The organism is Gemmata palustris, from assembly GCF_017939745.1.
Lineage (GTDB): Bacteria > Planctomycetota > Planctomycetia > Gemmatales > Gemmataceae > Gemmata > Gemmata palustris.
This window is the reverse complement of sequence record NZ_JAGKQQ010000001.1, coordinates 4,176,030-4,191,424: the sequence shown is the minus strand read 5'-3', so window position 1 is coordinate 4,191,424 and position 15,395 is coordinate 4,176,030. Positions and strand designations below refer to the sequence as shown.

The following is a 15,395-nucleotide window of genomic DNA, read 5'->3' as shown; positions in this document are numbered from 1 at the left end:
GCTATCGGCTCCGGGCTCAATGAACTTTAACGATTCTGGTCCGCAGGTTGCATGTATTCAAACAGAACAACCTGCAACACCCTCAAGGACGAGGCTACCATGCTCGTGCTCACCCGCAAGACCGGTCAAGAAATCATCATCGACGATAACATCCGCATCACCGTAACCGCCTGCGGGGACGGTCGGGTCAAGCTCGGGATCTCCGCGCCATCCCACATCAAGGTCGACCGGGCCGAGGTTGCCGCCCGCATCGCGGCTGAAGAGGCCGACTCCGTCGTGGAACTCGCCTGCCGTTGACACCCGTCACCTCGCGCACAACCTCCCGCCCACTCGGACGCACCCGTGCCAGCGAACCGCGTTGCGCGGGCACGGATGTCCTCGTTCGGGTGGACTTCCCGCCGCTGGGCTTACACAGACCTGGCTTACGCGCGCACCAGCGCGTCCAGCGCCGCCCGGAGCGGGGCCGCAATCTCGGGGGCTGCGGCCAACTCGTTCGGGGTCAGTCGTTTGGACGACAGCGGGATGGCTACCCGCGCTCCGGGCTTCAGGACCGCCATCATGACCGTCAGGGTCTCGACGAGTGACGCCTGCGCGTGGGTCGACTTGGGGAAGGCGTTCACTAACCCGACCGGCTTGCCCACGAACTCGCCGCTACCGACCACCCAATCCAGCGCGTTCTTGAGCACGCCCGGCACCCCGTGGGCGTACTCCGGTGTGGAGATCAGCACGGCGCCCGCGGCCCGCAGGAGCGAGCGCCACTCGGTGACAGGGGCCTGGGGCGGGGAGCCTTCGGCGTCGAGGTCCGGATTGAACGGCGGGAGCGTACCGAGTCCCTCGTACAGGGCGATCGTAACGCCGGGCGGGGCGAGGAGCGCAGCGGCCCGCAGCAGGTTGGTGTTCGACGAAGCGGTTCGGAGGCTACCCGACACGGCGAGGACGGTGGTCATCGGTGCCCTTCATCCGATCGGCGGGGAACTCCGGGGGATATTCCCCACCGCGTTGAGAGTTCTTTCGCGGATTGTGGAGTGGTAGACTGGCGCGGTCGTCTGAACTCGGTCCGGAAGCCCGGAATGAGAGGAGCGCCATGAACTGCTTTTGGTCCGCGCCGCTGTTGGTTTCGCTACTGGGCGCGCCGCCCGAACTGCCGAAGTCCTTCGACTTGACGGCGGTGGACACGTACATCGCCGGCCAGGTTAAGGCGAAGGGGTTCGTCGGGCTCTCGGTCGCGGTCATGCGGGACGGGAAGATCGTATTCGCCAAGGGGTACGGTCAGCGGTCGATCGAGAAGAACCTGCCGGTCGAGCCGGGCACCAGCTTCGCCGTCGGATCGATCACCAAACAGTTCACCTGCGCGTGCGTGCTGCTGCTCGCCGAACAGGGCAAACTGTCGATCGACGACCCGGTGTCGAAATACTACCCGAACTTGACCCGCGCGAAGGACATCACTCTTCGCGATCTGATGAACCACACCGCCGGGTACCCGGACTACTACCCCCTCGACTTCGTCGACCGGCGGATGCTCAAGCCGATCTCGACCGACGCCCTGCTCAAGGAGTACGCGGGCGGGAAGCTGGACTTCGAGCCGGGCGCGCGGTTCTCCTACAGCAACACCGGGTACATCCTCCTCGGCGGGGTCGTGGAGAAGGTGTCCGGCGCGTCGTTCGGCACGTTCGTCGAGACCCGTCTGCTGAAGCCGCTGAAGATGGAGCACGCGCGGTTCGGGTCGTCGGCCGGGCTCTCGGCGGCGACCGGGTACACCGCGTTCGCACTGGGCGCCCCGGAACCGGCCGAGCCCGAGGCGGGCGGGTGGATCGACGCGGCCGGCGGGCTGTGGGCGTCGGCGTCGGACCTGTTGCAGTGGGATCTGGCGCTGACCACGGGCAAGGTGCTGAAGCCCGAGTCGTATAAGGTGATGACCGCCCCGCGCACGCTGACCACCGGGAAGGTGTCGAACTACGCCTGTGGGCTGCAAATCGCCACTGTAGACGGGAACACGGTCCTGGAGCACACGGGTGGTGTGAGCGGGTTCGTGTCGGCCAACACGTTCATCCCGCGGGCGCGGACCGGGATCGTGGTATTGTCGAACACGGAGCACGTCTCCACATCGAAGCTGCGGGGCGAACTGTTCCGGCTGCTGCTCAAGGACGTGGAGGCGCGGGACGTCCCGCCGGTGCCGAAGGTGGCCGGGGTGGGACCGAAGGAGGCGGTGCTCGGGCTGATCGAGGAGATGACCGGGGGCAAGGTCGATCGCACGAAACTGGGGGAAGAGTACAGTGTGTACCTGACCGACGAGCGGGTGAAAACGGGCGGGGCGCGGCTGAAGGCGCTGGGCGCGCCGGAGAAGGTCGAAGTGCGGGGCACCTACGAGCGGGGCGGGATGGAAGTGGCGACGGTGATCCTGACGTACAAGACGGCGACCGTGCGGGCGCTCCTCTACCGCACGCCGGACGGGAAGATCCAACAGCTCCTCTACTACGCCGAGTGAGTGCGGTGAGCCGCGGCGGGCTCTTCCCCGGCCCGGCGATACAACGACCCCCTGTCGTTCCCAAACAGAAGTTATTCGCGAGGGCCGTCGTGAACCGCGCAACCACTACTCGGATCGGGCGCCGGGCGTTCCTGGCGAACGGCGCCTTGGTCCTCGCTGCGGGCCTCGATCCCGCGTCTTGCGCCGGGCGACTCGCGGCCGGCGCACCGAAGAAGGGCGTTAGAGTGGGCCTGGTGACCGACCTGCACTACGCCGACAAGCCGGCCGCGGGCACCCGGTACTACCGCGAGACGCTCGACAAGTTGGCCGAAGCCGCCGAGCGGTTCAAGAAGGACGAGCCCGCGTTCGTCGTCGAATTGGGCGACCTGATCGACGCGGCCGACGCGGTCGAAACGGAGCTGAAGTACCTCAAGCGGGTCGATAAGGAGTTTGCCGCCCTCGCGAAGGACCGGCACTACGTCCTGGGCAACCACTGCGTCGACACGCTCACCAAGTCGGAGTTCCTCGACGCGGTGGGTCAAAAGGCGGCACACGGCTCGTTCGACCGCGGGGGCGTCCACTTCGTCGTGCTCGATGCGTGCTTCCGGGGCGACGGCAAACCGTATGGGCGGAAAAACTCGAAGTGGAACGATGCGAACGTCCCCGCCGACCAGCTCGACTGGCTGAAGGAGGACCTGAAGGGCACGGACAAGCCGGTCGTGGTGTTCGCGCACCAGCGGCTCGACGTCGCGAACGACTACGGGGTGAAGAACGCGGCCGACGTGCGCAAGGTGCTGGAGGGGTCGAAGAAGGTGCGGGCCGTGTTCCAGGGGCACAGCCACAAGAACGACTACAAGGACATCGGCGGCGTCCACTACTGCACGCTGGTCGCGATGATCGAGGGATCCGGGGCCGAGAACAACGGGTACTCGGTCCTCGACGTCGGCCCGGACGGGGCGATCACCGTCACCGGGTTCCGCGGGCAGAAGAACTACGACTGGAAGGGGGCGCACTGACGCGGCGGGCGCCGCGCTACCCGGGCGCCGGATGAGAAGATCCAACAGCTCCTCTACTACGCCGAGTGAGTGCGGTCCCAGTATGACGTGAGCCGGTCTATCACGACCCGGCTCCTGCACCTATCATCGCGGTGGCGGCCCGGAGCAGGCCGAGCCATCGCGATGTAGCCGAGCCAGAGTTGCCCGACGAGGTACGGGGGGCCGAATGGACGATCCGCACAACTCACCACAGGTGCCCGGTACCGATTTACAGCGCCCTTCGGCCGAGGCCGCGTCCTCTGCTCCGCTGCCGAGGATCTACTGCGTCACCGACCCCGACGCCCGCGTCGCGGCCGTCCTGGAGAGGCGCCCTCGGAAGTGGTGGCGAGTTGGCCGATGGGACTTAGCGACCGGTAGGTACGACGGTGGTGCATGGTTCCGGGGCACGCTGTACCCACAGTGTTGCGACCTGTCCCCCGGCGGCCGGTGGCTGTCGTACTTCGCGCTGAAGACTGACTCGGCGTGGCCGGCGGGGGCAACGTACAACGCGGTTTCGCGGTTACCCTGGCTGAAGGCCCTGGCAGCGTGGCGAGAGTCCGGGACGTGGAGCCGGGGGCATCACTTCGTGGCCGACACCAGTGTCTGGGAAATCGGTCCCCCCACTGTCGGCGACGCGGCGGTTTGCGGGACGCTGTGCGGTATGGGGCTCACCGCACCAGCGCAGTTCGCAACAGAGCGGCGGCGGGGATGGCGGGAAGCGGCGGCGACCCAGGAGCGGGAGCCGGACGACGTGTGGGACGAGCGCCGGGAGGTCGTCATGGAGAAGGTCGCACCGACCAGTCGCCACGTCGTACTCTCTGTGCGGGGCAAGTTCGAGGCGTTCCGGACGTCGCCCGATTTGTGGTCCCCACACCCCGCCCCGTATGCGCTGACCCGGAGCGGCCGTGTTAAGACGCTGGCAGGGGTACAGTGGGCCGATTGGACCTGCGAGGGCCACTTGGCGACCGCGACGGGCCGGGCGCTCCGAATCCTGGATACGCAGCGCGGTCGCGTGGTGAGTGAATCACGGCTCACGGATGAGGAACCTCGGCCGGGGCCGGCACCCGCGTGGGCCAACGAGTGGTGACGACGAATCGCTCGAACAGATCCCAACCGTACTTTCGCGGGCATTTATGATGAGTTCGCCCTGCCGGGTTCCGCGGGCAGAAGAACTACGACTGGAAGGGGGCGAACTGACGAGGTGCCCGCCCCGCTACCCGGGCGCCGGCCGCGTCGGGTAGCGAGGTCGGCGCCACCGACCCGCGCCTTCCACAGTACCGGGGCGCGGAAACCCTTCAGCCCTTTAGAGGTGTGCGAGTACCCGCCCGCGCTTCCTGCTACAGTCGAGGGGCACCGGTCACTTCTTCACCCGGTACACGTGAACGAGCGGGTGCATCTCGCGCCCCACCGGGTACGCGGCGCAACGCATCACGTACAGCGTGCGCGTTTCTTCGTCGAAACACGCGCCGAACGCCATGCCCTTCATCCCCGCGTCGGATTGCATCAGGTACGGGGCGGTCGCGCCGACTTGCCGGGTGCCCTTCGCGGTCTCGCCCAGTGCGCGCGCGTCGTAGAAGTACCAGTACTGTGCCTCGCCCGCGTTCCCGATGTGCCCGTAGTCGTACCCCAGTCGGCCCGTGCCCAGCTTCGCGAACGCGATGTAGCCCTGTTTGTCGGCGAGATCGATCAGCACCCCCGCGCGGGTGTGATCGCAGTACGTCCAGGTGCCCGCCGAGCGGCTCTTGGGCTGGTCGTTCCAGAACCCGCAGTTCGCGTTGAAGTAGTCGCCCGGGCGCGGGGCCGGTGCGGTCCCCGGGTAGCCGAGTAGCGAAATAACCTCGGCCTTACCCTTCGCCGGGTCGGGTGTCGCGACCGCGCCGAGCGCCGGCCCGCGGCTGCACGGTTCGACGATGCTGTAATACCCCCCGAACCCGACGCCCAGCGTTGCGCCGCCCGTGTACTTGTCCGCGAACGACTTCGGTAAGCGTGTCACCCCGCCCCAGAACCATTTCTGCCGCGGTAGCATCCAAGAGCCGACCGGCGTCACGGTGCCGTCCGCGTCCAGCTTCGTCGCGTTCAGAACGGGCAGATCCCCTCCGGCCCAGTAGCCGTGGTAGTACGACCAGTACATTACCTGGCGCTCGTCGTCCCAGACGAACCCGCCGTTGGCGCCGTACTTTTTGTCCTTGCTCGTGAGGGCGCCCCACTCCTTTTTCACGGTGGCGGTTTTGAGTGCTGACGCATCACCCTTCTCGAACTTGACCGGTTCCGGGACGTCCGTCTCGAACAGCACGGATTCGGGGTGCGTGTAGTTCATGAACAGGCGCTTGGAGCCGTCTTTGAGTGTGCGGAGCGCGAGCCCGCTCTCGGAGAACCCGGCGCCTCCTTTACCCACCACTTCCGGCACCTTGAACGACCCGAGGTACTCGAAATCGTCGACCGTGAGTGGACGCTTCCCACCCGGGTCCGGGGCCGGCACCGTGAGAACACGCTCCTTCGCGTCGGTGCGCTTTAGCACCGTGATTTCGAGTTTGGGCGTGGTTTCGCCGATCGCTCCCTTCGGGCCATGCACGCGCCACTGAAAGTTGTGCTTGCCGGGTTCGCTCGGGGCGCGCAGGTACGACGTGTAGGTAATGTCTTGTCCCGGCGCGACGACCACCCCTTGCCCCTGGATGAAGAAGTTGGTGCCCCAGGTGAGATTGTCCGCGGGCTCGGCCGCGTGCAGCGAACTCGGGACCACGTCGCGCGCCTCCTTCCACGTCTGGGTGCCGGTGTTGCGCATTGTCACCTTCGCGGCGAACACCTGGTCCGCGGTCACCTCCTTCGGAACCTCCATTTTGATGTATTTGGCGTCCCACTCGGGCTTTTGAGCGCTGGCGCGCGGCCCCGTGAGGGCGAGCAGCGCAACGACAAAACACATGCGATTCACGACTGATCCTCCGTGCGTATCGTGGCGGCTCGACCGCACCGCGCGCGGCACCGTTACAGTCGGGCCGCCCGGGGCGTATGCGAACTCCACGATAGCAGAACTCGCGCTTCATACACACGCCGCTCGCTCGATGCCCAACTCGGCGCGCGTCAACCGTCGCGCGGGTGGTAGCCCCGGCGCGAGCGGGTGCGGGTCGGGCCGAAGCGCGTGAGCGATTATTTTCGGGCGGTCCACCAGTCGCGGGCGGGGCCGACCGAAGTGCGCATTACCGTCCGCGGCCCTGCACCGGACGCGCACCGACTTCCCTCTTCGTCGCGTCCGCCCGCGCGGAGCGAACCTGTCGAGACGCGACTGGCTTATTCCCCGCGCGGCGAGCCGTCCACGTCCGTGTACTGGCCCTGGAACGATCTCAGTAGAGATGAGAGCGATGGCGGCTCTCTCAGGAACAGAGCCCCATTTCGCGATATTCGCCAGGCGGAATTGCGTCAGGTGTGAGAACCGCCGTCGCGCCGTAAGACGAGCGGGAAGCCCCGGTAGTTACCCGATCACCCGCGCACCGTGAACACACGCGAGCAGCCGGGGCGGGGTAAGTTGGCGTGCGAGTGGGCGACGCGCGCCGGCGAAGGCGGACTCCTTGACGCCGCCCCCGTTCCCGGCGCACCCGTCGTGACGTGCGCACCTACCGGCCGGGGTTTCGTGCGCGGTCCCCGACTCCATCATCTTTACGTGCGCGGGTCGTGTACTTCCCTTGACGTAGCTGGCGTCCCATTGCGGCCCGCGCGGCGCAAATAAATTCAATCGTTCGGCCGCTCCGCGGTGCCCGCTCCGTATATTGCCCGACACCGGTCCCGCCCAATGTGGTCGGGGCGGTTACACCTCGAGAACGGTGGTCACCATGCGATTCACCCTTTCGGCACTGCTCCTGACCGCGGTCACGTGGGCGGTCGTCGCCGACGACGTCAAGAAGGGCGAAGACCCGAAGAAGGCGGAGAAGAAGGGCGACGGGCCGGCGACCCCGGAGCAAAAATTTGAAGACTTGATGAAGCGGTACTCGGAAACGGTGATCCAGTTCCAGAAGAACATGCAGGCGGCCAAGGCGGACGACGAGCGCAAGAAGCTCAACGACGAGTTCCAGCCGAAGCACGAGAAACTGGCCCGGGAAGCCCTGGACCTGGTCAAGGCGCACCCGAAGTCGGAGTTCGCCATGCGCGCGCTGGCACTGGCCACCCGGGACGACACCACCGACACCGAGGCGCTGAAGTTCGCCGTGGACACGTTCGGGGACGATCCGAAGATCCTCGACCTGGTGCCGGTGCTCGAGTTCCGCCCGGACGGGAAGGCGCTGCTCGCGAAGCTGGCCGAGTCGAAGAACAAGGACGTGCGGGGCGGGGTGCGGTTCCTCCAGGTCACCAGCGAGATCGACCGGCTGGACTCGAACGGCAAGGCGAAGCCGGACGAACTGGAGAAGGGGTTCGCCGAGGCCCGGAAGAAGCTGGACGCGCTGGTGAAGGAGTACGGGGACGCGCGCGTGCGCGGCGCCCAGGGGCCGGCGAAGCTGTCCGACGCGGCGCGCGACGTGGTGTACATGCTCGACCACCTGACCGTGGGCAAGGTGCTCGGGGACGTGGACTGCCCGGTGCTGGACGGGGACAAGAAGGCGAAGGTGAGCGACTACCGGGGCAAGGTGGTGGTGCTGGACATCTGGGCCACGTGGTGCGGGCCGTGCCGGGCCATGATCCCGCACGAGCGCGACATGGTGAAGAAACTGGGCGGCAAGCCGTTCGCGCTCATCAGCGTGAGCGCCGACGAGAAGAAGGAAACGCTGACCACGTTCCTGGAGAAGACCGAGATGCCGTGGACCCACTGGCACGCGGGCGCGCGCGGGGAGCTACTCAGCAAGTACCAGGTGAAGTTCTACCCGACCATCTACGTGATCGATGCGAAGGGCGTGATCCGGCACAAGAACATCCGGGACAAGGACCTGGAGCACGCCGTCGAGGAGCTGCTCAAGGAAACCGAGAAGGGCGAAAAGAACTGAAGACGGTGAACCGGTTTCGGTCCGGGTGAGCGGCCCGGACCGATGCGCTCCCCAACACCGGGAGCGCGGCCGTTACCACATCACGTCGGGTCAAATCGGAACCGGCGCTCGGCACATTCGACCGAGCGGCGCGGCTCATTTGGGGAAGACTTTCGTGGCCGTCTTGAGAAACAAATCGCGGGCCGCCCACTGATCGCCGCTCGTGCACTGCACCATGAAAATGGCTACCATTCCCGTCTTGGGATCGACGGACAGATCGGTGCCGTAGGCCCCGTCGTGGCCGAACATGCCGTTGCGCAGGTGGTACCCCAGGCTGTAATTGACCTTGGTCTTCCCGGTTTGTTCCTTGCGCAGTTCGTCCATCGCCGCGCGCGACAGGTAGCGCGTGCCGTCCAGTTCGCCGTCGTTGGCCAGCATCAGCCCGTAGCGGAAAATGTCGCGCGTGGTGGAGAACAGGCCGCCCCCGGCCTCGGGGAACCGGCGCGTCCGGTCGCTCAGCGGCTTGGTCAGGAAGCCGACGTCGCCCCGAGCGTAGCCGTTCTTCTGCTTGTTCGGCCCATACGCACCGGCCAGCCGAACGACCTGCGTATCGCTCGGCCAGAAGGTAGTCTCCGTCATCCCCAACGGGTCGAAGAATCGCTTCTGGAGGAACGTCTCGTAGGGCACGCCGCTGGCCACTTCGACGACGCGCGCGGCGACGTTCATGCCCTGGTTGCCGTAGGCGTATTTGTCGCCGGGGTGTGACTGGAGCGGCCCGGTCACCGAACTCAGCGCGCGGGCCTTCAGCGGGGTGCTGTCCGAACCCGCGACCTGCTGGAGTTCGGACGAACCGGTCAATCCACTGGTGTGGCTGAGCAGGTGCCGGATCGTAACCGGGCGCGCCGGGGGCTTCAGCAAGACGTGAGTTTGGTCCCGTTCTTCGATAACCATCCACTTGCCGAGCTGCGGGATGAACTTGGTCACCGGGTCGTCCAGGCTGACCTTGCCCTCGTCCACCAGCATCATGATGGAGGCGCCGGCGAACATTTTCGTCATCGACGCGATCCAGAAGACGTTGTCCTCGCTGATCGCCTTCTTCGCCTCGACGTCCGCGAACCCCATCAGGTTCTTGTAATGAACCTTCCCGGTCTTGTCGGCGACGATCCCGATGATCCCCGCGATCTTGTAGTTGTCGAGGTACGGCTGCAGCGCCGCGGTGACCTCGGGGCTGGTCGGTGGCGCGCCGTCGGCGGCGCGGGCGGGCGCGGGCGAAACCAGCGCCGCAAGAACGAACGCGGGCGTGAGTGCGACCTTCATGCGCGGGTTCCCTTCGCGTGAGAGAGGTGCCGTTCCGAACCTCTGCTGTGGTGCGCGGTCACACGTGCCGGAGCGCTTCGACCGGGTCGAGGCGGGCGGCCCGGCGCGCCGGGAGCACCCCGGATATCAGCCCGACCACCAGCGCCACCCCGACCGCCAGCAGCGGCGACCACAAGCGGATGATCGTCGGCAGCCCGATCACCCCGCTCACCACGAACGCGAGCCCGATCCCGAGCGCGACCCCGACGATTCCCCCGCACCCCGACAGGAGAACCGCTTCGGCCAGGAACTGCGCGGCGATGTCGCGCTGTCTGGCCCCGAGCGCGCGCCGGATGCCGATCTCGCGGGTGCGCTCGGTCACCGTTGCGAGCATGATGTTGACGATCCCGATCCCGCCGACCAGGAGCGAGATGCCGGCGATCGACCCGAGGATCAGCGTGAACAACCGCTGCGTCTCCTCGGCCTTGCGCAGGAGGTCCAGCGGGACGCTGATCGTCACGTCCTTGCGCGGGTGGAACTGGTCCACGAGCGACTGGAGGGCCTTGGCCGTGCGCGGCACGTCGGCCACGTCCCCGACGCGCACCGTCACCTGACTGACCTCCAGTTTCTCGACCGAGAACGACCCGGCCTTCTGGGTCATCAGCTCGACCCCGAGCCGGACCCGGTCCGTCTGGAAGGGGATGAACATCACCTTGTTGAAATCGGCGTCGCCGCTGTCGGCCCCGGCCGCGGCCAGCGTCTTCGGCGCGGCGACGCCGATCACGGTGAACGCGCGCGACCGGTCCGGGCTCTCCAGGGTGACGGCCCGGCCGATCGGGTCCTGGGTCGGGAACAGGGTCTCCGCCGCGGCCGAGCCGAGGACCGCGACCGGCGCGAAGGACTCATCGTCGCCCCCCTCGATCCCGCGCCCCGCGGTGAGTCGGATGTTGTGCTGGCGCAGGAAGTCCGGGGTGACCCCGATCACCCGGACCTCCATCTTCTTATCCAGGTTACGGACCGTTTTGCGGTACTCGCGCATCGGGGTGGCCGCGGTCACGGTCGGGATGGTCGAACGGATGCGGTCCAGATCCCGGAACGTGAGGCCGTAGGCGAGCAGGTCCACGCCCTGGCGCTGGGTCGGTTCATCGGTGGGCTTGACGCTCCGTAACAGGATCGTCGTGGCCCCGAGGTCCTCGAGCTGCTTGAGCGCCTGGTACCGGGCCGCCTCGCCGACGGCCAGCATGACGATCACCGACGCGACCCCGAGCACGATGCCGAGCGCCGTCAGTAGCGTCCGCAGCCGGTGGGCGGCGAGGCTCCGCAACCCGAGCTTGAGCGGGTGAACGAACCGGGACGGGATCGTCGGCAGGAACTTCATCGCGGGGCACGCGAAGGGCCGTGGGGGAGGAACGGTATGTGGAGCACGAACGGGACGGGCCGAACCCCGGTTCGACCCACTCTTGGTACATCGGGCCGTATCGTCTCAGTCCATTTCCCGTGTATCAACCGAACGAGCCGCGACCGCAAGGGAGCGGGCTTCCCGCGCGTTGAACCGTGACGACAAACGGGCGCGCCTCCCGCTCCCTTGCGGTCGCGGCTCGTTACAAGTAAACGGAAACGGGACAGGTGGCCTCCTGTGGCCGGCCTTTGTGAGGCCGGTCGGTCACTTCGGCTTCGCGCTACTGTCCTTGTTGTCCTTTGCGGCGTCCGGCGGAGGGGCCGGGCCGGTGCCCGCTTCGCCGGACGCCCGGCTGCGGGCATCAAGGGCGACGCGCTCGCCGGCGCTCAGCCCTTCGAGCACCTGGACGAGTTGGTCGCTCCCGTCGCCGATGGTGACCTCGCGCCGCTCAATGTCGGCGCCGGTGACCACGTAGCAGACGTGCCGGCCGCCGGCCTCGGTCACCGACTGGACCGGGACGGTCAGCGCGCCCGGTATCGTTTTGGCCAGGATCTTGACCTCGGCCGACATGCCCGGGCGCAGCCCGGAGTCCGTCGGCAGGTCCGCGATGGAGACGATCGTCTCGTACTCCTTGACCCCGGACCCGCGCCAGTCGTCGCCCTGCGCGAGCGTGGCGACCGACACGACCTTGCCGTGCAGCACGTGGCCCGGCAGCGCGTCGATCTTCATCGTCGTTTGCAACCCGGGGCGGACCTTCTTCACCACCGACTCGTGGACCTTCATCTTCACGTTCATCCGCCCCAGGTCCGGGAGGTTGAAGATCGGCTGCTGGAAGAACACCTGCGCGCCGGGGCGGATGCGGGACGACTCGTCCCAAATGCGTTTGAAGTAGATGACGATACCGCTCCCGGGGGCTTTCACCTCGCACTTGTTGAGCTGCTCCTTGAGGCGCCCGAGCTGGCGCTTCTCCAGTTCGGCGGTCTTGCGGGCGGCGCTCACCTCGTTGGCGGCCTTTTCGGTGGCCGCGGCCTGGCTCTTGATCGTCCGTTCCAGGTCGCGGACGGTGTCCTTGGCCTTGGCTTCCAGTTCGGTCATCTTCCGCTTCTTGGTGTACTTGGTGAACACCGCGAGGTCGGCCTCCTGCTGCAGCACGGTGTACCTCTTGCCCTCGAGCGTCAGCTCCACCACCCGGACCTGTTCCAGTTGCGCGAACCCCTTCTTGGCCATCGAGCGCGTGAACGCCAGGGCGTCCTCGGTCTCCTTCAGTTCCTTCTTGCCCATCTCAAACGCGCCCTTCCGCTTGTCCAGTTCGGCCTGGTACTCGCCCTGGGTCGCCTGGTACGCTTCGAGGTCAATGTCCGCGAGCGTGCGGGCCAGTTCCGCCTTCGCGATCTCGCCCTCGGCCTTGTTCTTCTGGACCTCGAGCTCGCTGATCGCGGCCTTCACCTTCCCCTCGGCCTGCTCCCACTTCACCTCTTGCTCGTTGATGCCCTTTTGGAGCACGTCGGTGTCGAACCGGGCGACCACGTCGCCCTTTTTGACGGGCGTGCCCTCGGGCAGAATGGTGGTGATTTTGCCGCCGCCCTCGACCTCGCACATCACCTGGACCGACTCGGCGCTCTCGAGTTCGCCCTTGTCCGACACCACGATGTCGAGGTCGCCGACGGACGCGGTGGCGGTGAGCACGTCTTCGACGCGGTGCTTGGGCCAGAGCTTGGGAGCCCCCCAGCCGATCGCGGTGACCACGAGGGCCGCGCCCGCGAGGCGCACGGCGCGCGCGGACCGGCCGGACTTACGGACCGGCGCGGGGAGCGGGGGCCGGCGCGCCGGGGCCGGGCCGGTCGGAGCTTCGAGGGGCGGCATTGGTTGGGAACCCCCGGTCATCGAGTTGCAGTTCCTCTAAATCTAACAAGAGCTGCAGCCGGCGCTGCTCGAAAAGTACGAAATTCGCGGCCAGTGCGTTGCGCGCCGCTTGCAGGCTACTCAGTGCCTGGATCAGGGCGAGCGTGGTCGAGTCATTGGCCGTGCGCCGGTCTCGCGGGCCGAGCAGATTGAGGCGCGAGTTCTCGTACTGGCGGGCCGCGGAGAGCACCTGCTGCCGCGCGATCGCGAACGACGCGCGCGTCCGTTCGAGTTCCCGTATGTCCTGGCGGATCTGGAACTCGATCCGGTCGGACAACTCGACGACCGAGCGCTTGGCCCGCTGGTAGGTAATCAGACTCAGGCGGTAAGCGTTCCGCTCGGCCACCCGGTTGAGCGGGCCGTCGAACTGGAGCCCGACCGTGTACGTGCTCAGTTCGGAGGAGAACCTGAGCGGCTGGTTCCGCTCCGGGTCCGTGGTCAGGTTCGCGGACGCGACCACGTCCACGCCCCCGCGCAGCGCGTTCGCGGCCACCGTCACTTTGCGCCAGGCGTCCGTGGCCTGCCCGAGCCGGTTCTGGAGGTCGAGCCGGTTCTCCTTCGCGAACGCCAGGGCCGGCCCCTGGGACACGCTCACTTCCGGTAGTTCGATCCGGTAGATCCGCGCCTGCGTCTGGACCGCGATCACCCCGTCGAGCGCGGTGAGGAACAGCTTGGCCCCCTCGACGGACGCCTCCCACGCGGCCTTGCGGGTCTCCTCGGCGACCCCGGCCGCGTCGCGCTCGATCCGGGCCGTGGCCTTCTCCAGGTCCGCGGCTTCCTCGGTCAGTGCGGTCTTGAGAGCGGTGTAGGTGGCCCGGTCGCGTGCCCGCTGCTCGGGATCGTCCGTGGGCCGGGCCGGATGGTCGAGCTGGCGCCCGAAGGCGTCGAGGTCGGCGCCGGCGGAGGCGACGGCATTCGGCCCGTTCTTCGCGATGCCCCGGAGCGCGGCGAACACCCGGCGCAGCACCTCGACCGACGGCGGCGCGTCGAGTTCCTGCAACCGGGCGCGCTGGAACGCCTCCAGGTCGTCCCGGAGCTGTTCGAGTTTGGGGTCCGTGAGGACGAACGGGTCGAGCGGGGCCACGTCGAGTTCGATCGGCAACCGCGGGGGCAGCCCGAGAACCAGTTTGAACTGGTCCTTGGCCCCCTCCAGTGCGACCCGGGTGTTGAGGACGTCCTGCCGAGCCCCCTGGAAGCTCTGGTAGAACTGGTCCACTTCGACGACCGACGCGCGCCCGCCGCGGAACAGTTCCGCGTACAGCCGGTACGTTTCTTCCTGCCGCTTCAGGTTCGCTTCAGAGTTGCGCAGCGTTTGCACGGCCAGCAACAGGTCGAGGTACCCGCCGCTCTGCACCGCCACCGACACGTAGAACGACTTGCGGAACCGGGCGAAATCGCGGACCGCGTACAGCACGTCCCGCTCGGACTGCGTCAGCCCCTCCAGCCGGACCTTGCGGCCGAAGTTGCGCAACAGTGGTTGCGTCAGACTGAACAGCAGGTTCGAGCGCACCTGGGGGTTGTCCCCGGTGGACGTGTAAACGATGCTGTTGGCGAAATCGACGAGCACCTGCCCCCCGGCGGCGAAGTTGCGGTTGAACCCGAGGTCGGAGTTCGAGGTCAGGGTGCTCGACCCGTTCGGCTCCGGGAGCCCGGCGTGGTTGAAGGTGGTGGCGTTGCGGCCGAACCAGCGGAGGTCGAACTCGAACCGGTTGAGCGTGAGCGATAGCGCCGACAGGTAGACGTCTTCGAGCGCGGTCTGGTACTCCCGGCTGTTGAGCAGCGCGACCTCGGCGGACTTGTCCTGGTTCAGGTGGACGGTGCCCCGGTCGTCCGGCGCGAGCGCGGCCTCCCACCCGACCGGTTCGATCAGGTCCGTGTGCCCGTCCTTGCCCCACCAGCGCGAGCCGTGAAACTTGTACGGGTGGTCCATGAGGGCGCCGGCCGCGCGGTCGTCGGGCGGTTTGGGCGGGTGGTCGGGGTTGAACGGGTCCGCGAGCCGCGACCCGGGCTGCGGTTCCAGTTGGCGCCGGCCGATCCCGTAGCCCGGCCCGAGTGCCTCCCGGTCGGCCACGATCGGGTACGCGGCGCGGTCGGCCGATTTGCGGTAATGCGCGCGCGTGCAACCGACCGCGAGGGCAATCGCTATGAGGACCGGTAGCGCGGCGCGACGCATAGGCGATCTTCGGGTGCAGGCGGTGCGAAGAATCGGCGGAATAGCAAGTGGACCACCCGGCTGCAACACGGGTTCTGATCGAAATGCTCACTACAAGAAAATCTAATAAGCAATATTTTGTCTCATTATTGATCGAATGGTGTCTGCCGAAGACCGCATGACGGAGAATGTTTCCGAACCG

Annotated in this window: 11 protein-coding genes; 5 read left to right on the top strand and 6 right to left on the bottom strand. The window is 67.1% G+C overall.

Annotation, left to right across the window (positions count from 1 at the left end; genetic code table 11):
- Window positions 1-99 precede the first annotated feature (99 nt).
- Window positions 100-297 (top strand): carbon storage regulator, encoded by a 198-nt coding sequence (locus tag J8F10_RS17260; protein ID WP_210655691.1) that lies wholly within the window; start codon window positions 100-102, stop codon window positions 295-297.
- A gap of 125 nt (window positions 298-422) precedes the next feature.
- Here the strand turns inward: J8F10_RS17260 and J8F10_RS17255 are convergent, their stop codons facing one another.
- Window positions 423-947 (bottom strand): NADPH-dependent FMN reductase, encoded by a 525-nt coding sequence (locus J8F10_RS17255; protein WP_210655689.1) that lies wholly within the window; start codon window positions 945-947, stop codon window positions 423-425.
- Between the two features lie 137 nt (window positions 948-1,084).
- Here J8F10_RS17255 and J8F10_RS17250 point away from each other — a divergent pair, with 137 nt between their 5' ends.
- The 3 genes from J8F10_RS17250 (at window position 1,085) to J8F10_RS17240 (ending at window position 4,585) form a co-directional block, all read left to right on the top strand.
- Window positions 1,085-2,485, top strand: coding sequence for a serine hydrolase domain-containing protein (locus J8F10_RS17250; RefSeq protein ID WP_210655687.1), 1,401 nt, complete (start codon window positions 1,085-1,087; stop codon window positions 2,483-2,485).
- Between the two features lie 89 nt (window positions 2,486-2,574).
- Window positions 2,575-3,480, top strand: a complete 906-nt coding sequence (locus J8F10_RS17245) for a metallophosphoesterase family protein (RefSeq protein WP_210655685.1) — start codon at window positions 2,575-2,577, stop codon at window positions 3,478-3,480.
- A 205-nt stretch (window positions 3,481-3,685) separates the two neighbouring features.
- Window positions 3,686-4,585 (top strand): hypothetical protein, encoded by a 900-nt coding sequence (locus J8F10_RS17240; protein WP_210655683.1) that lies wholly within the window; start codon window positions 3,686-3,688, stop codon window positions 4,583-4,585.
- A gap of 270 nt (window positions 4,586-4,855) precedes the next feature.
- On the opposite strand, the gene J8F10_RS17235 is transcribed toward J8F10_RS17240, so the two are convergent.
- Window positions 4,856-6,418 carry an NBR1-Ig-like domain-containing protein gene (locus J8F10_RS17235; RefSeq protein WP_246524330.1) on the bottom strand — a complete coding sequence of 521 codons (1,563 nt, stop codon included), beginning with the start codon at window positions 6,416-6,418 and terminating at the stop codon, window positions 4,856-4,858.
- A gap of 904 nt (window positions 6,419-7,322) precedes the next feature.
- Between J8F10_RS17235 and J8F10_RS17230 the strand changes: the two genes are divergently transcribed.
- The gene (locus J8F10_RS17230) at window positions 7,323-8,465 is read left to right on the top strand and encodes a redoxin domain-containing protein (protein WP_210655679.1); all 1,143 of its coding nucleotides are present in this window, start codon (window positions 7,323-7,325) and stop codon (window positions 8,463-8,465) included.
- A gap of 135 nt (window positions 8,466-8,600) precedes the next feature.
- On the opposite strand, the gene J8F10_RS17225 is transcribed toward J8F10_RS17230, so the two are convergent.
- The 4 genes from J8F10_RS17225 to J8F10_RS17210 all read right to left on the bottom strand — a co-directional run bounded on the left by J8F10_RS17225 (window position 8,601) and on the right by J8F10_RS17210 (window position 15,214).
- On the bottom strand, window positions 8,601-9,761 hold the full coding sequence (locus J8F10_RS17225) for a serine hydrolase domain-containing protein (RefSeq protein WP_210655676.1): 1,161 nt from the start codon (window positions 9,759-9,761) through the stop codon (window positions 8,601-8,603).
- A 58-nt stretch (window positions 9,762-9,819) separates the two neighbouring features.
- Window positions 9,820-11,118 carry an ABC transporter permease gene (locus J8F10_RS17220; protein ID WP_210655674.1) on the bottom strand — a complete coding sequence of 433 codons (1,299 nt, stop codon included), beginning with the start codon at window positions 11,116-11,118 and terminating at the stop codon, window positions 9,820-9,822.
- Between the two features lie 285 nt (window positions 11,119-11,403).
- Window positions 11,404-13,002, bottom strand: a complete 1,599-nt coding sequence (locus tag J8F10_RS17215; protein ID WP_210655672.1) for an efflux RND transporter periplasmic adaptor subunit — start codon at window positions 13,000-13,002, stop codon at window positions 11,404-11,406.
- Window positions 12,932-15,214: a hypothetical protein gene (locus tag J8F10_RS17210; protein WP_210655670.1), complete on the bottom strand. Its 2,283-nt coding sequence runs from the start codon at window positions 15,212-15,214 to the stop codon at window positions 12,932-12,934. The genes J8F10_RS17215 and J8F10_RS17210 overlap by 71 nt, the downstream gene beginning before the upstream one ends.
- Between the last annotated feature and the right edge of the window lie 181 nt (window positions 15,215-15,395).